General features: G+C 72.6%; 16 protein-coding genes. 13 read left to right on the top strand and 3 right to left on the bottom strand.

The features are described 5' to 3' along the window. Positions 1 to 599 (bottom strand): hypothetical protein (locus E1265_RS37930; protein WP_207931017.1); only part of this gene is annotated, 599 nt, incomplete at its 3' end. 216 nt (positions 600 to 815) lie between these two features. On the opposite strand from E1265_RS37930, the gene E1265_RS37925 reads away from it, so the two are divergent. Genes E1265_RS37925 through E1265_RS09280 form a run of 13 tightly spaced genes read left to right on the top strand, consistent with a single transcriptional unit; the run spans position 816 to position 17,587 of the window. After that, positions 816 to 1,724: a hypothetical protein gene (locus E1265_RS37925; RefSeq protein ID WP_207931016.1), complete on the top strand. Its 909-nt coding sequence runs from the start codon at positions 816 to 818 to the stop codon at positions 1,722 to 1,724. A gap of 19 nt (positions 1,725 to 1,743) precedes the next feature. Then, positions 1,744 to 2,343 carry a HEAT repeat domain-containing protein gene (locus tag E1265_RS09335; RefSeq protein WP_132929777.1) on the top strand — a complete coding sequence of 200 codons (600 nt, stop codon included), beginning with the start codon at positions 1,744 to 1,746 and terminating at the stop codon, positions 2,341 to 2,343. After that, positions 2,340 to 2,990, top strand: coding sequence for a hypothetical protein (locus E1265_RS09330; protein WP_132929776.1), 651 nt, complete (start codon positions 2,340 to 2,342; stop codon positions 2,988 to 2,990). Before E1265_RS09335 ends, E1265_RS09330 begins: the two co-directional genes overlap by 4 nt. Then, on the top strand, positions 2,987 to 3,340 hold the full coding sequence (locus E1265_RS09325; RefSeq protein ID WP_207931015.1) for a hypothetical protein: 354 nt from the start codon (positions 2,987 to 2,989) through the stop codon (positions 3,338 to 3,340). Before E1265_RS09330 ends, E1265_RS09325 begins: the two co-directional genes overlap by 4 nt. Beyond that, entirely contained in the window at positions 3,333 to 4,481 is a 1,149-nt protein-coding gene (locus tag E1265_RS09320; protein ID WP_132929775.1) for a hypothetical protein, read from the top strand. Before E1265_RS09325 ends, E1265_RS09320 begins: the two co-directional genes overlap by 8 nt. 31 nt (positions 4,482 to 4,512) lie before the next feature. After that, the gene (locus E1265_RS09315; protein WP_132929774.1) at positions 4,513 to 5,034 is read left to right on the top strand and encodes a phage baseplate assembly protein V; all 522 of its coding nucleotides are present in this window, start codon (positions 4,513 to 4,515) and stop codon (positions 5,032 to 5,034) included. A 22-nt stretch (positions 5,035 to 5,056) separates the two neighbouring features. After that, entirely contained in the window at positions 5,057 to 5,389 is a 333-nt protein-coding gene (locus E1265_RS09310) for a hypothetical protein (protein WP_132929773.1), read from the top strand. Next, positions 5,386 to 5,793, top strand: coding sequence for a GPW/gp25 family protein (locus E1265_RS09305; RefSeq protein ID WP_132929772.1), 408 nt, complete (start codon positions 5,386 to 5,388; stop codon positions 5,791 to 5,793). The genes E1265_RS09310 and E1265_RS09305 overlap by 4 nt, the downstream gene beginning before the upstream one ends. After that, on the top strand, positions 5,790 to 8,951 hold the full coding sequence (locus tag E1265_RS09300; RefSeq protein WP_132929771.1) for a putative baseplate assembly protein: 3,162 nt from the start codon (positions 5,790 to 5,792) through the stop codon (positions 8,949 to 8,951). Before E1265_RS09305 ends, E1265_RS09300 begins: the two co-directional genes overlap by 4 nt. Beyond that, on the top strand, positions 8,948 to 13,066 hold the full coding sequence (locus E1265_RS09295; protein ID WP_243740637.1) for a putative baseplate assembly protein: 4,119 nt from the start codon (positions 8,948 to 8,950) through the stop codon (positions 13,064 to 13,066). Before E1265_RS09300 ends, E1265_RS09295 begins: the two co-directional genes overlap by 4 nt. Then, complete coding sequence (locus tag E1265_RS09290; protein WP_132929770.1) at positions 13,063 to 15,252, top strand: hypothetical protein; 2,190 nt, start codon at positions 13,063 to 13,065, stop codon at positions 15,250 to 15,252. Before E1265_RS09295 ends, E1265_RS09290 begins: the two co-directional genes overlap by 4 nt. Positions 15,253 to 15,279: 27 nt before the next feature. Beyond that, the gene (locus E1265_RS09285; protein ID WP_132929769.1) at positions 15,280 to 16,695 is read left to right on the top strand and encodes a DUF6519 domain-containing protein; all 1,416 of its coding nucleotides are present in this window, start codon (positions 15,280 to 15,282) and stop codon (positions 16,693 to 16,695) included. 4 nt (positions 16,696 to 16,699) lie between these two features. Next, on the top strand, positions 16,700 to 17,587 hold the full coding sequence (locus tag E1265_RS09280) for a peptidoglycan-binding protein (protein WP_132929768.1): 888 nt from the start codon (positions 16,700 to 16,702) through the stop codon (positions 17,585 to 17,587). Between the two features lie 105 nt (positions 17,588 to 17,692). Here E1265_RS09280 and E1265_RS09275 read toward each other — a convergent pair whose 3' ends face one another. Both E1265_RS09275 and E1265_RS36935 read right to left on the bottom strand, forming a co-directional pair. Continuing rightward, positions 17,693 to 19,912: an NADP-dependent isocitrate dehydrogenase gene (locus E1265_RS09275; protein ID WP_132929767.1), complete on the bottom strand. Its 2,220-nt coding sequence runs from the start codon at positions 19,910 to 19,912 to the stop codon at positions 17,693 to 17,695. A gap of 378 nt (positions 19,913 to 20,290) precedes the next feature. Beyond that, positions 20,291 to 20,752: a hypothetical protein gene (locus E1265_RS36935; protein ID WP_165953707.1), complete on the bottom strand. Its 462-nt coding sequence runs from the start codon at positions 20,750 to 20,752 to the stop codon at positions 20,291 to 20,293. Between the last annotated feature and the right edge of the window lie 67 nt (positions 20,753 to 20,819).

The following is a 20,819-nucleotide window of genomic DNA, read 5'->3' as shown; positions in this document are numbered from 1 at the left end:
CCCCACGCCGCCCGCGCAGGTCCCCCGAGGGCCGGGCCCGCCAACGCGACCGCGCGACTGTACGGGAAGCGCTCGACCGGGTCCGCCGGCAACGAGAACGCGAACGCCGCCGCGATCGCGACGACGACCCTCGCCGGCCCCGTACTCGCGATGCCCGCGAACGTAGGCGCCGTCCGGAGCGCGAGCGCCCCCGCGGCGATGAACGTAGCCGTGCTCGCGACAACGATGCACGTCGCATGCGCGACGCCTATGCCCGGCGCCGCGACAGACTGCGCGATCACCAGCGCACACGAGAGCAACGGCGTCAGCAACAACGTGAGGAGCGACGGCGCCAGGAGGACTCGCCCGAGGCGAAGGGGCGCCGGCTGGCCCAGATCGTGGCGCGGCTGCGCCCTCGTCTGCGGAGAGTGCTCGGCCGAGGGCTCGCACGTCCCGTACATCGTGGGATTCTCCAGGCGCTTCGTCTCTGGTATCGCCTCAGCCGACTGGTCCTGAACGATGGCCAGCAGTTCGATATCGACGCATATCTCAACCCTCGCCAGTGGGTCATCGCCGGCGTTACGTTCACCCGCAAGGACCGGGACGACCTGCTGCGCCACATACGGGTGATCGCGGACCGGGTGGAGAATTCCCAACGTGCCCAGCGGGCGAGCTTCGAATCCAGGTTGAGTGGCGACACGCTACAACTGGGACAGACTCCTCAGTCCACAGGTGTGGCGCTTTCTCTGCGAAACATCAACATGAACCTCAACGAGTCGACGCGTATATTGGGCCCCTCTGGTGATGTCGTCAACGTGAGGCAGGGGAGCAGCCCAATGAACCAGATCGTGACGCACGGTCCCGATACCGTCAGTCCCTTCCCGGGTGACAGGTATAGCAACATGTTCAATGACGTTCCGGCGTCAGAGCAGAGAGAGCTCGCCGAGGTGATGCTGCAGGACATCAGAGGCGCCTCGGACGCAACTCAGGAGAATGGGAGACGAGACTACCTGCGTGTCCTGGGAGCGGTTGAACAGAATCGATCGGTCAGCGATCTGGTCTATCGCGCCATGGCCTACGAGATGGGGGCGCAGGGGGGACAGCGGCAGGCGAACGGGAAGCGCAAGGGCGAGACGATCAGCACCCTCAGCGAGGCGTTGAAAAGGCTCCCGATGGCGCCAGGCGGTGCGCAGAGCGGTGCCCGCAGGCTCAACCTGTTCTACAAGTTCTATGAGTTGATCCGGCAGGGTATGAAGCCCCAGGACCTGGCGCGAGCGATGAACTACGAGGGGGGCAAGGTCGGGTTGACGGCCGCAGATTTGGAAAAGATGTCCGGTCGAGGGAGAAGGCGCATATTGCGCAAGGATTTCTGGACTCGAATTGCGCAAGAACCAGATCGCGTTACTGTCGAGGAATACCAGCGTGTAATGCGGCGGGCGAACCCGCGACGGGGTGATGATTTCACCGAGGAGGAAAAGCGGGATGCGCGGGAGCGAGTGAACGCCTGGGAGGGGCCCTATTCGAATTATGTGTGGGGCGAGGTTGCGGGAAGAGGGGAGATCACGCCGGGTGGCGTCAAGATGGCCGACGATGAAATGAGTTATCTCGAAGTCTGGGCTAATACGATGGTGGGCGAGGACTTCGGAGCGGTCCAGGACAAGGAAAAGCGGAAGCAGGCGTTGTTCGATCATATCGAGCGGCGTGTGTACAGTCTCTATGGCATGACGCCCGGAGCTGCGGAGTAAGGTTGGAATCGAGGGCCTGATGCATCTTGGAGAATTCATCAGTCATCGACTGGTCGTCAAGGACTCCGTGACGCCGGAGGATGTGGAAGCTCTGGCCGACTCGTTGCACTGGGAGCTGGCGGGACATGTTCCCCGGGATCCGAAGGCTCATGTTCACTTGTCTGTCACGTGGCGCGTCGACGAGGCGACCGCTGCTCACTTCACCGAGGACGATAGGGTCGATGAGCGATATTTCGTGGTGTCGGGAGATGACTGGAGCCGCATCGAGCAGGTGTTGACCGGAATCCAGCGGGGACTTGCCGTGTGGAGCGTTGACGAGTTGGTCCTGGAGACAGACGTCAACGTCTATCCGGCAGGAAGAGCGAAAGCTGTTCTGCGGCTGGGTGTCGGAGCACCACTCGAGCCGGAAGAGTCGGTGAGTAGCCGGGTGATCGGGGCATCGACGCACCCGGACGCCGACGTTCGTCGTGGAGCACTGTGGGCCATGGCATATTCCCAATGGCCCGCCTACCGCCAGCGGTTGCGCGAGATGGCCGAGGGCGATCCGAGCCCCACCATCTCCCGGGAGGCTTCGGTGATCGTCGACAATCTCATCGACCCTGGGAAGGCGGACTCGTGACCCGCTACGCCGACATACCCAAACCCATCCGGTCCGGGATCGTCATCATCGATCCCCAGCGCGGCACGCCGCAACGGATCATCGTCCTCCAGTTCAACCCCGACAGCCTCGAGCGGACGCTCGCCCCGCAGACCGCTGGGGCGGAAGGCGCCGGGGACCGGACCGAGGCTTTGCGGCTCAAGGGGCCGGCCGTCGAGACGTGGAAGTTCACGGCGGAGATCGATGCCACCGACCAGTTGGACGTGCCGGCGCCGGAGGGGATTCATCCGCATCTGGCCACGCTGGAGATGCTGGTGAACCCGACCTCCGTCCAGCTCCGAAACCTGGAGGTGCTCGCCGCCGCTGGGACGCTCGAGATCACGCCGATCGAGGCGCCGCTGACCCTCTTCACCTGGGGGAACAAGCGCGTGCTGCCCGTCCGCCTCACCGAGGTCGCGATCACCGAGGACGCCTTCGACGTGGACCTCAACCCGATCCGGGCGAGCCTCAGCATCGGACTGCGCGTGCTGACCGTCAGCGATCTGCCCACCGGGCACCGTGGCTACGAGCTGTACCTCGCACACCTCGCGCAGAAGGAACGCCTCGCGGCCTCCGTGGCTAACGGCCGGCTCGCCGCGCTGGGTCTCAACGGAGGGGGAGTCCTGTGACCGACGACCGCTTGCTCGACACGGCCCTGCCGGCTATCACCAACTACCCACGCTCCAGCCGGTACCACGGCGTGGAGACCGCCGTGCACACCACGGACGACGGGCGGGAGGTGCCGTACCTCAAGCGACGGTTGATCCCCAGACAACCCACCGACGAGACGATCGAGAACGTCCCGCACACCGTCAGCGTCGGCGAGCGGCTCGATCTCCTCGCGCACCACTACTTCGGCACCGCCGCCCAGTGGTGGCGTATCGCCGACGCCAACGCCACCGTCGACCAGCGGGAGTCGACGGACACGCCCGGGGAGCGGATCAACATCCCGCTCCCCGGAGGGGGTCCGCATGGTTGACGAACCGGTCCGGCGGGGGCCCATTCACCTCACGCTCCGCATGGGCGCACAGATCGCGCGCCCCGTGCCGCGCGAGGTGACGGACGCGTTGCTGTCCGCGCAGGTCACCATGTCAGCAGGCGAACGCAGCGGGTTCCAGCTGTCCTTCGACCTGTCGAAGCGCGGCGTCATCAACACCCGCCTGCTGCCGGACGGGTTCTTCGACCCCAAGACAAGGGTCGTTCTCTCCACCACCATCCAGGGCACGCCCACCGTGCTCATGGACGGGATCCTGATCCGGCAGGAGGTCGGGATCAGCAACCAGCCCGGGCAGTCGACCCTCACCGTCACCGGCGAGGACCTGACCGTGCTGATGGACCTGGAGGAGAGGCAGGGCGTGCCGTTCCCGTCCATGGGGCCGGCGGCCCGCGTCTCGCACATCCTCTCGCGGCCCGAGTACGCCCGGTACGGAATAACCCCGCAGGTGATGCCGGAGCTGATCACCCAGATGCCGGTGCCCACCCAGCGCATCGACTTCCAGACGGGCACCGACCTCGCCTACATCACGGACCTCGGCAAGGCGAACGGGTTCGTGTTCTATCTGGACCCCGGACCCACACCGGGGATGAGCAGGGCCTACTGGGGTCCTGAGGTCCGACTCGGGACCCCGCAGCACGCGCTCAACGTCAACATGGACGCGCTGTCCAACGTCGACCAGCTCACCTTCTCCTTCGATGGCACCGCGCGTGAGGAGCCGCAGGCGCGGGTGCAGTTCCAGGCCACCCGTGTCTCCCAGGTGCTGGACGTGCCGGAGGTCAGCGTGTTCCGGCCGCCGCTTTCCCGACGACCTGCTCCCGCGCTGAAGAAGAAGGTGTTGGGCGGCACGGCCAAGAAGGAGGGGCCCGAGTCGCTGGCCGAGGTGCTCGGCAAGGCGATGGAGGTGGCGGACGCCGTCTCCGGGTCAGGACAGCTGGACGTGACCAGGTACGGCTACGTGCTGCGGCCCCGCGAGCTCGTCGGGGTCCGGGGCGCTGGCATCACCTACGACGGCCGCTACTACGTCAAGAGCGTCACGCACGACCTGCAACGTGGCTCGTACACACAGAACTTCACCCTCGCGCGCGAGGGGCTGATCGCGCTGGAGAACACCGTTAACCCCTAGCAGCCAGCAGCAAAAGACGGAGCGCACCCGCATGGCGACAACCGCACCACGCACCTACCTCGGCAAGTACCGGGGCACGGTCAAGGACAACCGCGACCCGCAGGGCATCGGCCGGATCCGGGTCCAGGTCCCCGACGTCCTCGGGGACGAGCCGTCCACCTGGGCCATGCCCTGTTTCCCGCTCGCTGGGCCCGGCACCGGGCAGTACCACCTGCCGCCCGTCAACTCCGGCGTGTGGGTGGAGTTCGAGCAGGGCGATCCCAGCTACCCGATCTGGTCGGGGTGTTGGTACGGCGCGGCCGACGAGGTGCCGGGCGACGCGCTCAGCAACGCCCCCAACGGGCCGCAGAACGTGGTGCTCCAGACGCCAGGGCAGCGGGTGCTGATCCTCTCCGACGAGCCGGGCGGCAAGGGGATCACGCTGCGCCACCCCTCGGGGGCCTCCATCGTGATCGACGACTCGGGCGTGCACATCAGCAACGGCCAGGGCGCCACCATCTCGCTCGTCGGGTCGACCGTGACCATCAACCAGGACGCGCTCACCGTGACATGAGAGACCAGGGGGAGGAAGAACGATGTCGGGAAACCTGCTGACCACCGCGTCCACGGTGGTGTGTCCGCACGGCGGCCAGGCGACGGCGCTGCCCGCCCAGTCGCGCGTCCTGGTCGCCGGCGCGCCCGCCGCCACCGAGGCGGACCTGTACACCGTCGTCGGCTGCACGCTCACCGTCGGTGGAAAGCCGCAGCCGTGCACCACCATCCGGTGGACCGGCCCCTCGGGCCGGATCAGGATCAACGGCTCGCCCGCGCTGCTCCAGTCCTCGACCGGTCAGTGCCACAGCGCCGAACAGGTGCCGCAGGGGCCGCCGAACGTCACCGTCGTGCAGCAGAGGGGGGTGGGGGCGTGACGACGCCGGCCAACCAGCGGCAGCGACCCCGTGTGGACATCGCGTTCCCGTTCCGGCCGGACAGCCGGGGGCGCACCGCGCACGCCGAGTACGACGACCATGTCCGTCAGATGATCGAGCAGTTGCTGTTCACCAGCCCCGGCGAGCTCGTGATGGAACCGGAGTTCGGCTGCGGGCTGCTCGACCTGGTCTTCGCGCCCAACAGCCCCGAGCTCGCCTCCGCCGTCCAACTCTCCGTCCAGGCAGCGCTGCAGCGCTGGCTCGGCGACGTCATCGAGATCGAGGCGCTTGAGGTGATCAGTGAGGAGAACGTGATCCGGGTGCTGCTGTCCTACACCGTCCGGCGCACCGGGACGCGCCGGGTCGGCGAGGTGTTCGAGTACGAGAGGGGCGGGTTCGCGTGAGCGCCGAGTGTGACACGGAGAAGCGGCGCGGCCAGGTCAGGGAGGCTCGCCTCAATGGAGTGGACGGCGTCGAGGTGAGCGACGACGGGCGCACGCTCACCGTCACCTTCCTGGGGAAGGCGCCACGGCGGCTCGGCCCCGAGAACATCCGCGTCGACGGCGGGCGGCGCGTCACCGGGATCCGGGCCACCGCCGTCGAGATCCACCGCGAGGAGGACCCCGAGCTCGACGACCTGATGCGGGTGACCATCGACCGGCCGGGCGACACCTCCGCCTACCGGCTGGCCGTCGTCGAGCCTGACCCCTACGGCCGCCCGGGCACCACGCCCTACCGTGGCTTCGATCCCCGCTACCACCAGGCCGAGTTCTCCTTCTGCCAGGGCCGGCCCACCCCCTTCGACTGCCTGCCGGAGCAGCCGGAGGAGCCCGACACCAGGCCGCGGCCGCTGATCGACTACACCGCCCGCGACTACGAGAGCCTGCGCCGCCTCGTGCTCGACCGGATGAGCCTCACCACCCCCGGCTGGGTCGAGCGTCACCTTCCCGACCTCGGCGTCACGCTGGCCGGGCTCCTCGCGTACACCGCCGACCAGATCTCCTACCAGCAGGACGCGGTGGCCACCGAGGCGTACCTGGACACCGCACGGCTGCGGACCTCCGTGCGCCGCCACACCCGGCTGATCGACTACCGGATGCACGACGGCTGCAACGCCCGTGCCTTCGTCGCGTTGGAGACGAGCCGCCAACTCGCGTTGCCCCGTGGCCGGTTCCGGTTCGCGGCGGTCGATGTCAGCCGCCTCGGGCCGACCGAGCGGCCGGACCTCGGCCCGGTGCTCGTCGAGGAGGAGCTGGCCGCGCTCACCGGCCGGGCCGGCGTCGAGGTCTTCGAACCGCTCACCGCGGGCGAGGTGACGCTGCGCCCCGAGCACAACGCCATCCCCTTCTGGACCTGGGGCGACACCGAGTGCACCCTGCCGAAGGGGGCGACCTCCGCGACCCTCCGCGACGGCGCGCCCCGCCACGACCACGGCGAACGGAAGACGGACCGGCGCGGCCAGCGGCGGGCGTTGCGGCTGCGGCCCGGGGACGTGCTGATCCTGGAGGAGGTCATCGGGCCGCGCACCGGCACCCCCGCGGACGCCGACCCGGCCCACCGCCAGGCCGTCCGCCTCACCTCCGTCACCCCGCTGGTGGACGAGGTGCACGACCAGCCGGTGCTGGACATCGAGTGGGCCAGGGAGGACGCGCTCGCCTTCGACCTCGTCATCTCCGGGCGCGCCGGCATCGACTGCGCCCCGCTCGACGACGTCAGCGTGGCGCGCGGCAACGTGGTGCTGGTCGACCACGGCCGGTCCCTGACCCACTGCGGCGGCGTGCCGGAGACGTTCACCGTGCCGCCCGAGCCGGTCACCCTGCCGCCCTGCTCCCCGCCCGGGTGCGGCTGCGCCGACCCGCGCCCCGAGGGCAGCCCGAGCGCCGAGGCCATTCGCGCGCTCCTCGACCGCGCCCGCGCCGGCCGGCACCTCACCCCGGGCCAGGTACGGGAGTTGTTCGCGCTGCTCGGCGAGGACACCGTCATCCGCGCCGGCCTCGACATCCACCTTGCCCCCGGCAGCACCGTGAGCGAACGCGTCGAGCCGCCGACGGCCGACGGGCAGGCCGCGGCCCTGGAGACGCTGCTCGCCCAGGTCACCTACCCGGTCATCCCCAGGCGCTTCCGGCCGGTGCTCGGGCGTTCGCCCGTCACCCAGGCCGCGCCCCACCCCGAGCCGGCGCGAGTCGCCGCCGGGCAGGCCGCGCTGCTCGCCGCCATCCCGGAACGCCTGCGCGACCGACTCGAGGAGCTGTGGCGCGCTGCCGAGGACGGACACCCGCCGGGGCGCGCCGAGCGCGCCGAACTGACCACGATCTTCGGCGCCGAAACCCTGGAGGCGCTTCGGTTCGACCGCCATCCGGCCCACGCGCTGCGGGAGTTGCTGGCGCGCCGGGAGCGGCTGCTGGCCGCCAAACTCCGGCGGCTCGACGTGCTCGTCGCCCGCGCGGGGGCCGGCGGCGTCCTCGACCGGTACGTGGTGTGGGAGGCGGCGCAGAGCTGGGGCGACCGCTACGTCGACGGGCTCGACCCCGACGACCCGCGGCTCGCCGGGCCGGCCGCGGCGGCCGTCGTCCAGGACCCGAGGGACGCCCTGCCGGCCGTGCGCGCCACCACGGCCGAGGGCGGCTGGACGCCGCGCCACGACCTGCTGGCCAGCGGCCCCCGCGACCGGCACTTCGTCGGCGAACTCGGCGAGGACGGCCGGCTCACCCTCAGGTTCGGCGACGGGCGGCACGGCGCCGCCCCCAAGCCCGGTGCCCTGGAAGCGAGTTACCGGCTGGGCGGCGGAACGGCCGGCAACGTCGGCGCCGAGGCCATCGGCCACCTCGTCTGGTGCCCCGACGAACGTGGCGCCAGGTCCCGCAAGCCCGACGTCCGCGCCGTCGTCCGGGTCCGCAACCCGCTGGCCGCCACCGGCGGCACCGAGCCGGAACCGATCGACGAGGCGCGGCAACTCGCCCCACTGGCCCTGAAACGGCGCCCGCTGCGCGCCGTCACCGCCGCCGACTACGCGCGGCTCGCCGCCGAGACCCCGGGCGTGCAGCGGGCCGCCGCCGAACTCCGCTGGACCGGCGGCTCCCGCGAGGCGCACGTCGTCGTGGACGCGCTGGGCACCGCGGAACCCACGCCGCGACTGCTCGACGCCGTCGCGCGGCGGCTCGAGGCGTACCGCAGGATCGGCCACGACCTGGTGGTGCGGTCGGCGACGCTGGTCCCCCTCGACATCGAGCTCCAGGTCTGCGCCGCCCCCGGCTACCAGCGCGGACACGTGCTGGCCGCGCTGCGCCGCGCGCTCGGCGCCCGCGCCGGCGGCTTCTTCCACGCCGACGCCCTTACGTTCGGCGAGCCCGTGCGGCTCAGCCGGCTGATCGCGACGGCCGCCGCCGTACCCGGCGTGGCCAGCGTCCACGCCACCCGGCTGCGACGCCTCTTCGGGCAGGACCAGGGCGAGTTGGCGGCCGGGCTGCTGGCGGTCGGCCCGCTGGAGATCGCCCGCTGCGACAACGACCCCGACCGGCCGGAGAACGGCCGGCTCTCGCTTGTGATCGGAGGCGGCCGATGAGCGGCACCAACTGCGGCTGCGGCTGTGACGGCGGCCGGCCCGCCGCCCCTTACAACCCGCCGGGACTCGACGCCATCGCCTACCGGGTGGGCGAACACCCCGACCTGCTGGCCGCCATGCTCGACCGGCTGTCGAGCCCCGCCTATCCGGCGCTGCGCGGCCTCACCGTCCGCACCGTCGACGACCCGGCGATCGCGCTGCTCGACGCCTGGGCCGTCCTCGGCGACCTGCTCACCTTCCACACCGAGCGGATCGCCAACGAGGGCTACCTGCGCACGGCCCGCGACCCCGAGTCGTCGACGCTGCTCGGCCGGCTGGTCGGTCACCGGCCGCGGCCCGGCGTCGCCGCCGACACCTTCCTCGCCTACGCGCTCGACCGCGACCCGCGCAGCGGCGAGGAGGCGGCCGTGACCATCCCGCGCGGCGCCCGGGCGCAGAGCGTGCCGGGACCAGGCGAGGAGCCGCAGACCTTCGAGACCGCCGAGGACCTGCCGGCCAGGGCCGCCTGGAATCGGCTCGGCGTCAGGCGCCGCAGGCCCTACCAGCTGACGGCCGGCCAACTCGCCGCCCGCCCGGAGATCCACGTCGCGGGCACCACCAACAACATCAAGCCGGGGGACCACCTGCTGTTCGTCTTCAGCGCGGAGCAGACCGCCGACCCGGTGGCGCGCGTCCTGCTGACGGTCCCCGAGGTGCGGATCGACCGCGAGGCCGACAGCACCGCGGTCGGGCTGCCGAGGCCGGCGCTGCCGTCGTTGGCGCGCATCCTGGAGGAGCTCCAGAGCTGGATCACCCCGGGGGACCAGGACACCCCCAACCCCTGGCCGGACGGCAGCCAGTTGGTGGCCGACTTCGACGAGGCCGTGCTGGCGGACCTGCGCGCCGAGCTCGACACCTTCGACTCCCCGAGCGAGCTCGCGGCGCGGCTCACCGAGGTGTTGGAACGGCTAGCCGAGGCACGGGAGTTGGCCGAGGAGCACGAGCACGCGGCGGCCTGGTTCGCGGCCCTGGCAGGCCAGCTCGCCACGCTGCGCGACCAGGCGCTGGAACTGGAGCCGGCGAGGACGGCTGCGGAATCCGCTGCGCGGAGCCTGGCCGCTGACCTGGGGCTGGTGCGGGTCGCCACGGCTGCGGAGCCGCCTGGCCTCCGGCCATGGGCCGGCGCCGGCGGGATGCCGTCGGCCAGCGGCCGGGCGCCTGCGGCGCCCCGTGCCGGCGGGGCACCGTCCGGGGGCGGGTCGGCCGCTGGCGGACCAACCGCGCCCGGCGTGTCGGCGGCGGCGCCGGATGGCGCACCGGCGCCGGCCATCGGCGCGGCCGGCGGCCCGGCTCCCGCCGGGCCAACCGCCCCCGGCGCGGAGGCGCCGTTCGGCGCCGGCACGTCGGCGGCGCAGCCGCCGGGCGCCGGCGCGGCCCCCGCCGAACCGGCGGAGCCGCCCGCGGAGCCGCCCGCGCCGTCCCCCGGGATCGCGGCTGTTCGGGGCCTCGGGCCCCTCCTCGCCGCGCTGCGGGTCACGCCCAACCGGCCGCCGGTCGGCGCGCCGCGGCCGCCCCGGGACCCGGGCCGGGTGTACGCGCCGGGCTCCGACCTGGGCGCCCAACTGCTCGCCGCGCTCGACCCCCGGCTGCGCGACGGCCTGTACGCCGCCTGGCGCACCGTGGACCTCACCGCCCCGCTCGCCCTGCACGAGCTCCAGGCGATGCGGCAGACCGCCACCCCGTTCGGCGCCACCGCCCCGCTCAAGCCGGTCTACGACGCGCAGGGCCGGGTCATCCGCTACGAGGACTGGCCGCTCACCGGCAGCAAGCTCACCAGCCTCCGCGTCGGCTACGACGGCGACGGCACCGCGCCCCGCCGCGTCGAGCTGTCGTACACCGAGGCCGGCGGCTCGGTGCGTACCGCGTTCTCGCTGCCGTCCGACGACGGCACCCACGACTTCGGACCCGGCTCGGTCCGGATCACCACCCACGAGCCGGCCGAGGACGACGAGGGCCCGGAGCAGCCGACCGAGCAGGAGCTCGGTGTCCAGCTCGAGCTCAGGCCCGACCTGCCGGAACGCACCGTCTTCGTCGCCCGGCCGGGCGACGGCGGCCTGATCCACGTGGCGATCGGCGACGCCGACCCCGTCGAGTACCGGCTGGCGCCCGGCGACGAGGAGTCGACCATCCAGGGCGAGTTGACCATCACCGTGCGCCGCGCCCCCGAGGCCGAGGCGGAGGCCGTCGAGGTCACGTTCTCCTCGGAGCTCGCGCTCACCTCGCGCAACGTCATCGCGCTCGACGCAGTCTACGACGGCATCGCGCCCGGCAGTTGGGTGGTCGTCAGCCGGCCCCGCAAGGGCGTGGCGGGACAGATCCCCGGCGACCCGACGCTCGCCCAGGTCATCACCCGCGTCACCGGGGTCAGGGTGCTGTCCCGCGCCGACTTCGGCATCACCGGCAAGGTGACCGAACTGACCCTCCAGGACCCCTGGTTGGACGACGAGGACAGGCTGCTCGCGCATATCCGCGACGCCACGGTGCACGCCAGGGGCGAGCCGGTCGCGCTCGCCAACGAGCCGGTCACGGAGGACGTCGGTGGGGACGAGATCGAGCTCGACGGCCTCTATGACGGGCTCGCGCCCGGCCGGTGGATCGCCGTCACCGGCGAACGCGCCGACATCCCGGGCACTGTGGGCGTGCCCGGCACCGAACTGGCCGTGATCGCCGCGGCAGAGCAGCGCGTCGACCCCCAACGGCCGGGCGACACCGTGCACACCACGCTGCGGCTCACCGCCTCCCTCGCCCACCGCTACCGGCGCGACACGGTCACCGTGCACGGCAACGTGGTGCCCGCGACCCACGGCGCCACCCGCGACGAGCCCATCGGCAGCGGCGACGCCGCGCGGGCCGGCCAGTCCTTCACCCTCTGGCAGGCTCCGCTGACCTGGCTGCCGTCCGACTCGCCGCTCGGCGCCGAGTCCACCCTGCGGATCCGGGTTGACGGGGTGCTGTGGCACGAGGTGGACAGCCTGGTCGGTCGAGGGCCCGCCGAGCGGGTCTACGTCACCGGGCGCACCGAGGACGGCCGTACCACCGTGACCTTCGGCGACGGCGCGCACGGCGCCCGGCTGCCCACCGGCACCGAGAACGTGCGCGCCGAGTACCGGGTCGGCGTCGGCCGCGCCGCCAACGTGCCGGCCGGCAGGATCACCCAGCTCACCACCCGGCCGCTCGGCGTCTCCGGCGTCACCAACCCCGTGCCGGCCACCGGCGGCGCCGACCCCGACCGGCCGGCGGCGCCGCCCGGGCGCGGCGCGCCCGGGCCCGCGCCCGCCACCCGCGCCGTCCCGCTGGCCGTCTCCGCCCTCGACCGGCTGCTCTCGCTGCCCGACTACGCGGACTTCACCCGCGGCAGGGCCGGCATCGGCCGCGCGGCGGCCGCCCGGATTCACGACGGGCGACGCGAGGTCGTGCACGTCACCGTCGCCGGCGTCGACGACATTCCGCTGGCTCCCGACTCCGCCCTGCTGCGTGGCCTGCGCGCGGCGCTCGCCGAACACGGCGACCCCGCGCTGCCGGTCCAGGTCGCGGTCCGCGAGCAGGTGCTGCTGGTGATCGCCGGCAGCGTGCGGGTGCACCCCGACCACTCCTGGGAGCTGGTCGAACCCCGGCTGCGGGCCGCGCTGTACGACCGCCTCGGCTTCCAGGCCCGCGAGCTCGGCCAGCCCGCCCACCTGTCCGAGGTGCTGGCAGCCGCCCAGTCGGTGCCGGGCGTCGACCACATCGACGTCGACACCTTCACCGGCATCCCCGGCTCCCTCACCCCCGCCGACCTGGAGGGGCTCGCGGGGTGGCTGACCGAGCCACGGCCCGTCGTGCCGGCGGAATCGGCCCGGTACCGCGTCGAGCGGCACACGGTGCGGGCCGGGGGCGGCGAGACGCTGACCGAGGTCGCCGCCGCCAACGGCATCACCGTCGCCGAACTGCTGCGCCTCAACCCCGACATCACCAGCGTCCGGCGGCTGCCCGCGGGCAGCCGCCCAGTCGTCTTCCACGGCATCCGCCCCGCCCAACTGGCCGTTCTCGATCCCGCGTTGCCGGACACGCTGATCCTCAAGGAGGCCACCGCATGAGCCGCGATCCCGACGGGCTCCACCGGCTGCTGCCGCAGTGGCACCGGATCCGCGACGCCCAGCAGGGCGAGCCGCTGCGCGCGCTGCTCGCCGTCATCGCCGAGCAGGTCGACCTGGTGCGCACCGGCGTCGAGGGCGCGTACGACGACTGGTTCGTGGAGACCGCCGCCGACTGGGTCGTCCCCTACCTCGGCGACCTCATCGGCTACCGCCTGCTGCCCGGGCACGAGCAGGCCCTCACCACCGACCGGCGGCTCGCCGCCCGGCTCGCGCCGCGCCGCGACGTGGCCGACACCGTGGCACACCGCCGCCGCAAGGGCACCCTGCCGCTGCTCGAGGAACTGGCGGCGAAGACCGCCGGCTGGCCGGCACGCGCCGTGGAGTTCTCCCGGCTGCTCGCCGCCCACCAGCCGGTCAGGCTGTACGGGGACGGTCGCCCCACGGCCGGGCTGCGGCGGCTGACCAGGGGCCGCATCGTCGACCTGCGCGACGGGGCCGCCCTCGACCTGCTCGGCGGACCCTTCGACGAGCTCGCGCACACCGCCGACGTGCGGCGCGCCGCCTCGCCGCGCCGGCAGGGCGGCCACACCCCCGTCGGCGTCGGCCTGTTCGTGTGGCGGCTGCGGCCGCACTCCATCTCGCGCGGTCCCGCCTACTGCGTGGACCGGGCCCGAAACCTGTACACGTTCTCCATCCTCGGCAACGACGCGCCGCTGGTCGCCAAGCCGGTGCCCGAGCCGTCCACCACGCACCTGGCCACCGTCGACAACGTGCCGGCCTTCCTGCGGCGTCGGCTGCTCGCCGACCGGCTCGCCGACTTCTACGGCCCCGGCAAGAGCCTGGCCATCTGGCGGGACGACGACTTCCAGCCGGTGCCCGCCGAGGACATCACCGTCGCCGACCTCAGCGACTGGACCTACCGGCCGGCGCGCGGCCAGATCGCCGTTGACCCGGTCCTCGGGCGGATCGCGTTCGGCGCCCGGCACGCGCCACGGCGCGGCGTCTGGGTCACCTACCACCACGCGTTCCCCGACGACCTCGGGGGCGGCGAGTACCCGCGCGACCGCGCCACCCCGCGCGGCGCCCGTGTCTACCGGGTCGGTCCTGGGCGGGCCGACGACCGCGTCATGGGCGCCTACCAGCGGTGGCGCGAGGACAAGGCGGCCGGCCGCGCCGGCGGCGAGGCGGTCATCGAGATCACCGACGGCGGCGCCTACCAGGAGCAGCTCGACTTCGAACTCGAGCCCGGCGACCGCCTGGAGATCCGCGCCGCCGAGGGCACCAGGCCCGTGATCCGGCTGCTCGACTGGTACAGCAACCGGCCGGACGCGCTCAACATCCGCGCCCGGCACGCCGGTTCACGGCCGGCCAGGCTCACCCTCGACGGGCTGCTGATCACCGGACGCGGCGTCCATGTCACGGGGCCCGTAGGCGCGTTGACCATCCGGCACTGCACGCTGGTGCCCGGCTGGACGCTGACCGAGCACTGCGAGCCGCACGCGCCGCACGAGCCGAGCCTGGTCCTCGACCGCACCACCGCCTGCGTCGACGTCGAGCGCTCCATCCTCGGCACCATCCAGGTCGTCGGTGACGAGGTGCGCACGGACCCGCTGCACATCCACCTCACCGACAGCGTGCTCGACGCCACCGAAAGCGACCGCGAGGCGCTGTCCGCGCCCGACTGCCGGCACGCCCACGCGATCCTGCACGCCCGCCGCGCCACCGTCGTCGGCGAGGTGCACACCCACGCCGTGGAACTCGCCGAGGAGACCCTGTTCACCGGCCGGCTCAACGTCGCGCGGCGCGGCATCGGCTGCCTGCGCTTCAGCTACGTGCCGCCGGGGTCCCGCACCCCGCGGCGCCACCAGTGCGAGCCCGACGTGGTCATCGAGCGGGTGGTGGAAGCCGCCGAGCGTGGCGAACTCGACGCGGCCGAGGTGCCCGCCGTCCAGGAGGCCGAGGCCAGGAGGGTGCGGCCGGTGTTCGACAGCCTCCGCTACGGCACCCGCGACTACGCCAGGCTCGCCCGCTCCTGCGCCCCCGAGATCACCAGGGGCGCCGAGGACGGCTCAGAACTCGGCGCCTACCACGACCTGTTCCAGCCGCAGCGCGAGGACAACCTGCGCGCCCGACTCGACGAGTACACCCCGGCGGGAGCGGACGCCGGCATCTACTTCGTGTCCTGACGTCCCAGTTAGGGGGAGCCAACCACCATGTACGGCGACCTGTCCCGTGTCACCTTCCGGCCCGCCAGGAACTACGCGGCGGTCCTGCACCAGCAGGGCCGGGTCCAGCTCGACGCCGATGCCAACGAGCAGATCGCGATCCAGCTGCACCACGCCCGCGCCCTGGCCGCCGACCTCATCGGCCCGCACGGCGGCCCGGCCCGCGCGCTCGGCTTCGCCATCGGCTACGTGCCGGGCAACCGCGAGCTCGACGACCTCATCATCGGCGGCGGCCGCTACTACGTGGACGGCATCCCGCTGGACGCCGGCCGGCCGGCGCCCGGCGTCCCCGCCGAGGCCGGCAGGCGACCGGAATCCGCCCCCGACGAGCCGGCCCCCTGGACCTACTGGGAGCAGCCCGACGCCCACCTCGACCCCGAACTGGCCGAGGACCGGCTGCCCGACGAACTGCCCTACCTCGTCTACCTCGACGTGTGGGAGCGCGCCGTCAACGCGGCCGAGGACCCCGAGATCCGCGAGATCGCGCTCGGCGGGGTGCTGCCCGACACCGCGGCCCGGATCAAGACCCTCTGGCAGGTGCGGGCGCTGCCCGCCGCCGAGTTGGGCGAGATCGACGGCGAGGGGCCCGAGGCGCGCCGCGCCGCGTTCGCCGAGTGGGCGGCCGAGCGGCAGTCCGGCTCCGCCTGGCTCGCGGCCCGCGCCGAACGACCGGAGGGCGCCGACGACAAGCCGTGCCTGGTCCGGCCCGACGCCCGCTACCGCGGCCCGGAGAACCAGCTGTACCGGATCGAGATCCACGACGGCGGCACCGCCGAGCGGGACGCCACCTTCAAGTGGTCGCGCGACAACGGCTCCGTGGTCTTCCCCATCGTCGGACTCGACGGCGGCTGGCTCGAGTTGGCCACCCTCGGCGGCGACGGAAAGCTGGACCTGAACGCCGGCGACTGGGTCGAGGTCGTCGACACCGCCTACGCGAGCCGCCAGCGGCCCGCCCCGCTGCTCCAGGTCGAGGAGGTCGACCTGCCGGGCCGCCGCGTCCGGCTGTCCGACGAGCCGGCGCCCGGCGTCGGCGCCCAGCACCACAACCCCTACCTGCGCCGTTGGGACCAGCGGCCGACCGGCGGCCGCGGCGGCGGAAAGGTCGAGGGCGCGCTGCCGATCGCCGAGGGCGTCTGGCTCGACCTGGAGGACGGCGTCCAGGTCTACTTCGAACCGGGTGGCTCCTACCGCGCCGGCGACCACTGGGTGACCGCGGCCCGGACCGTCACCGGCACCGTCGAGTGGCCGCGCGACGTCACTGGCGAGCCGCTGCTCCAGGGCCCCGCCGGCGTCGCCCACCACTACGCGCCGCTGGCCTGGATCGCCGCCGACGGCTCGGTCGAGGACCTGCGGTTCGCCTTCGGCCGCCTCGCGGGACCGGTCGAGAACGCGATCGAGGGATGAGCCGATGGCCAAGCCACTCTCCGCCGACCGGCTGGTCGAGGTGCTGCGCGCCGAGGGCGTGACCGTCGTCGAACACCGCGGCTGGCGCACCCACAACCGGAACGCCAGGGGCGCCTGGGGACCGGTGCACGGCGTGATGATCCACCACACCGTCACCCGGGGCACCCCGAACACCGTCGAACTCTGCTACAACGGCCACGCCGACCTGCCGGGGCCGCTGTGCCATGGGGTGATCGCCAAGGACGGCACGGTCTACCTCGTCGGCAACGGTCGCGCCAACCACGCGGGCCTCGGCGACCCCGACGTGCTGCGCGCCGTCATCGGCGAGAAGGCGTCGCTGCCGCCCGACCGGCGGGCCAGCGTCGACGGCAACGCCCGCTTCTACGGCTTCGAGTGCGTCAACCTCGGCGACGGCGAAGACCCGTGGCCGGCCGAACAGCTGGCCGCCGCCGAGCGGGTCGCGGCGGCCATCTGCCGGGTGCACGGCTGGACCCAGCGGTCCGTCATCGGCCATCTGGAGTGGCGGCCGGGCAAGGCCGACCCCAGGGGCTTCGCGATGGAGGAGCTGCGCGGCCGGACCGGGGACCGCCTCGGCCGGCGGCCCGATGGCCCGGCCGACGACGCGGGGCCGAGCGACGAGCCGGCCCACGAGCCGTTCCCCGGCGCCGACTTCTTCCGCGCCGGGCGGCGCAGCCCGGTCATCACGGAGATGGGCCGGCGCCTCGTGGCCGTCGGCTGCGGGCGCTATCGGGTCGGCCCCGGGCCCGACTGGACCGACGTTGACCGCGCGTCGTACGCGGCCTGGCAGCGCCGGCTCGGCTACTCGGGGCGGGCCGCGGACGGCATCCCGGGGCGCGCCAGTTGGGACCGCCTGAAGGTGCCGGCGAGCTGAGGCCGCCGACGAGCCGAAGGGGCGCGGGCCACCCGTGCGGTCCGCGCCCCTTCACCCGTGCCGTGCCGGTGCTCGGCCGATGGTCAGCCGATGGTCAGCCGATGGTCAGCCGAGCGTCGACAGCGCCTCGTTGAGGGTCTTCGACGGGCGCATCACCGCCGACGCCTTGGCCGGATCCGGCTGGTAGTAGCCGCCGATGTCGGCCGGCGAGCCCTGGACCGCGACCAGCTCCTCGACGATGGTCGACTCCTGCTCGGTCAGCGTCTTCGCCAGGCCCTCGAACGCCTCGGCGAGCGCCGGGTCGTCGCTCTGCCCGGCCAGCTCCCGGGCCCAGTAGAGCGCCAGGTAGAAGTGGCTGCCCCGGTTGTCGATGCCACCGAGGCGGCGGCTCGGCGACTTGTCCTCGTTGAGGAAGGTCGCGGTGGCCCGGTCCAGGGTGTCGGCCAGCACCTGGGCGCGGGCGTTGCCGGTGGTCTGCGCCAGGTGCTCGAAGCTGACGGCCAGCGCGAGGAACTCGCCCAAGCTGTCCCAGCGCAGGTAGTTCTCCTTGACCAACTGCTGCACGTGCTTGGGGGCCGAGCCGCCGGCGCCGGTCTCGAACAGGCCGCCGCCGTTCATCAGCGGCACCACCGAGAGCATCTTGGCGCTGGTGCCGAGCTCCAGGATCGGGAACAGGTCGGTCAGGTAGTCACGCAGCACGTTGCCGGTGACGGAGATGGTGTTCTCGCCCCGGCGGATCCGCTCGAGGGAGAAGGCGATGGCGTCGACCGGCGCCTTGATCTCGATGGTCAGGCCCGTCGTGTCGTGCTCCGGCAGGTAGGCGCGGACCTTCTCGATCAGCCGGGCGTCGTGCGCCCGCGTCTCGTCCAGCCAGAAGACGGCCGGGTCGCCGGTGGCGCGCGCCCGGCTGACGGCCAGCTTCACCCAGTCGCGGATCGGCGCGTCCTTGGTCTGGCACATGCGGAAGATGTCGCCGGCGCCGACCGTCTGCTCGAGCACCGCGTTGCCCGACTCGTCGACGACGCGCACGGTGCCGGTGGTCGGGATCTCGAAGGTCTTGTCGTGGCTGCCGTACTCCTCGGCCTTCTGCGCCATCAGGCCGACGTTGGGCACCGAGCCCATGGTGGCCGGGTCGAAGGCGCCGTTGGCGCGGCAGTCGTCGATGACCACCTGGTAGATGCCCGCGTAGGAGCTGTCGGGCAGCACCGCGAGGGTGTCGGCCTCCTGGCCGTCCGGGCCCCACATGTGGCCCGAGGTGCGGATCATGGCCGGCATCGAGGCGTCGACGATCACGTCGCTCGGCACGTGCAGGTTGGTGATGCCCCGGTCCGAGTCGACCATGGCGAGCGCGGGGCCCTCGGCGAGCTCGACGTCGAAGGACGCCTTGATCTCCGCGCCGTTCGGCAGCGACTCCAGGCCCTTGAGGATGCCACCAAGACCGTCGTTGGGGGTGAGACCGGCGGCGGCCAGCGCCTCACCGTGCGCGGCGAACGTCTTGGGGAAGAACGCCCGCACCACGTGGCCGAAGATGATCGGGTCGGAGACCTTCATCATGGTGGCCTTCAGGTGCACCGAGAACAGCACGCCCTCGGCCTTGGCCCGCGCGACCTGCGCCGCCAGGAACTCGCGCAGCGCCGCCACCCGCATCACGGACGCGTCCACGACCTCGCCCGCGAGCACCGGCACCGACTCGCGCAGCACGGTGGTCGAGCCATCGTCCCCGGACAGCTCGATGCGCAGCGAGCCCGCCTCGGCGATCACCGCGGACTTCTCGGTGGCGCGGAAGTCGTCGACGCCCATGGTGGCGACGTTGGTCTTCGACTCCGGCGACCAGGCGCCCATCCGGTGCGGGTGAGTCCTGGCGTAGTTCTTCACGGAGGCCGGCGCCCGGCGGTCGGAGTTGCCCTCGCGCAGCACCGGGTTGACGGCCGAGCCCTTGACCTTGTCGTAGCGGGCGCGGATCTCCCGCTCCTCGTCGGTGCGCGGGTCGTCCGGGTAGTCCGGCAGCGCGTAGCCCTGCTCGCGCAGCTCGGCGATGGCCGCCTTCAGCTGCGGGATGGACGCCGAGATGTTCGGCAGCTTGATGATGTTGGCGGCCGGCGTCCTGGCCAGCTCGCCGAGCTCGGCGAGCGCGTCGGCGATGCGCTGCGACTCCTCCAGGTACTCGGGGAAGGAGGCGATGATCCGCCCGGCCAGCGAGATGTCGCGGGTCTCGACGCTGACGCCGGCCGTAGCGGCATACGCCTGGACCACGGGGAGGAACGAGTACGTCGCCAGGGCCGGGGCCTCGTCGGTGTGCGTATAGATGATGGTCGAGTCAGTCACCGCTACTCCGCTTCACGTTCTCACATCTACGTCGTCTTGACGTCAAGATATCTCGTGGGGGGTCCCGGTCGACAGTGACCCCCGTCATCGGGTGCCATCAGGCGGACGACTCGACGCCCGTCGTGCTCTCCCGCACCACCAGACGGTGGGGGGCCACCCGCTCGTCCGGCGGGGCCGGTGGTTCCGCGCCGTCTCCCGCCTCCGCGATACGGCCCAACTACGCTCGGCAGCCGTTGAGTCCACCGAGGCCGACTGAAACCCACGGCCTCCGGCCGGCCCGCCCCGGCACCCCACCGAGGGGCGCCAGGGCCACCCGCACCGCGCTGATCGCCCATACGCGGCGCGGCGGCGAGAAAGAACAGGTCGTCCAGGACACCGTCAGGTCAGGCGGCGGCGGACCCACGAGGAACAGCCTCCCGCCAAGCCCAGCGCGAGGCCGAGGTAGATGCCGGTTTCGGCCCACTGGAGGGGCCAGAAGCGGCTGGAGGGGAGATAGCTCGCCTCCAGCCGGTAACCGAGTCGCGTGATTTCCGCTGCCACGCAGTCGCCGATCCTCGCGGCCTCCTCCAGCGCGGGTTCGCAGCGTTCCATGGACGAGGCCGGCAGGGAGATGCTGGAGACCGCACGTCCTTCCGCGTCCACGGTGCGGCTGGACAGGATCCAGGCACCGGCGTCGGGCACGCTCGCCTCCAGCCGGACGTCGCCGTCGCCCTGCGACACGGCCGCCAGGTGCGCGGCCGTGACTTCGGAGGTCGACTGGGTGGCGGGAAGCAGGTGGGGCCGGACCAGCAGCGGCATGGCGATCTGGACGGCGACGAAGACCGCCAGGGTGATGGCCATCGCGGGAAGAGTTTCGCCCGCCGTGAGGGTTCCTCTGCCGTATCGATCGGTCGGAAGGAGACGAGAT

This window comes from Streptomyces sp. 8K308 (assembly GCF_004348315.1).
In the GTDB taxonomy this organism is placed as follows: Bacteria; Actinomycetota; Actinomycetes; order Streptomycetales; family Streptomycetaceae; genus Streptomyces.
Note: the sequence above shows the minus strand (reverse complement) of the source record. Positions and strands in the feature narration are given on the sequence as shown.

What these genes read in the sequence shown, in the direction of transcription:
- E1265_RS37925 (WP_207931016.1), top strand. Translation starts at nt 816, where the DNA reads ATGAACCAGATCGTGACGCACGGTCCCGATACCGTCAGTCCCTTCCCG.
- E1265_RS09335 (WP_132929777.1), top strand. Translation starts at nt 1,744, where the DNA reads ATGCATCTTGGAGAATTCATCAGTCATCGACTGGTCGTCAAGGACTCC.
- E1265_RS09320 (WP_132929775.1), top strand. Translation starts at nt 3,333, where the DNA reads ATGGTTGACGAACCGGTCCGGCGGGGGCCCATTCACCTCACGCTCCGC.
- E1265_RS09315 (WP_132929774.1), top strand. Translation starts at nt 4,513, where the DNA reads ATGGCGACAACCGCACCACGCACCTACCTCGGCAAGTACCGGGGCACG.
- E1265_RS09310 (WP_132929773.1), top strand. Translation starts at nt 5,057, where the DNA reads ATGTCGGGAAACCTGCTGACCACCGCGTCCACGGTGGTGTGTCCGCAC.
- E1265_RS09295 (WP_243740637.1), top strand. Translation starts at nt 8,948, where the DNA reads ATGAGCGGCACCAACTGCGGCTGCGGCTGTGACGGCGGCCGGCCCGCC.
- E1265_RS09290 (WP_132929770.1), top strand. Translation starts at nt 13,063, where the DNA reads ATGAGCCGCGATCCCGACGGGCTCCACCGGCTGCTGCCGCAGTGGCAC.
- E1265_RS09285 (WP_132929769.1), top strand. Translation starts at nt 15,280, where the DNA reads ATGTACGGCGACCTGTCCCGTGTCACCTTCCGGCCCGCCAGGAACTAC.
- E1265_RS09280 (WP_132929768.1), top strand. Translation starts at nt 16,700, where the DNA reads ATGGCCAAGCCACTCTCCGCCGACCGGCTGGTCGAGGTGCTGCGCGCC.
- E1265_RS36935 (WP_165953707.1), bottom strand. Translation starts at nt 20,752, where the DNA reads ATGGCCATCACCCTGGCGGTCTTCGTCGCCGTCCAGATCGCCATGCCG.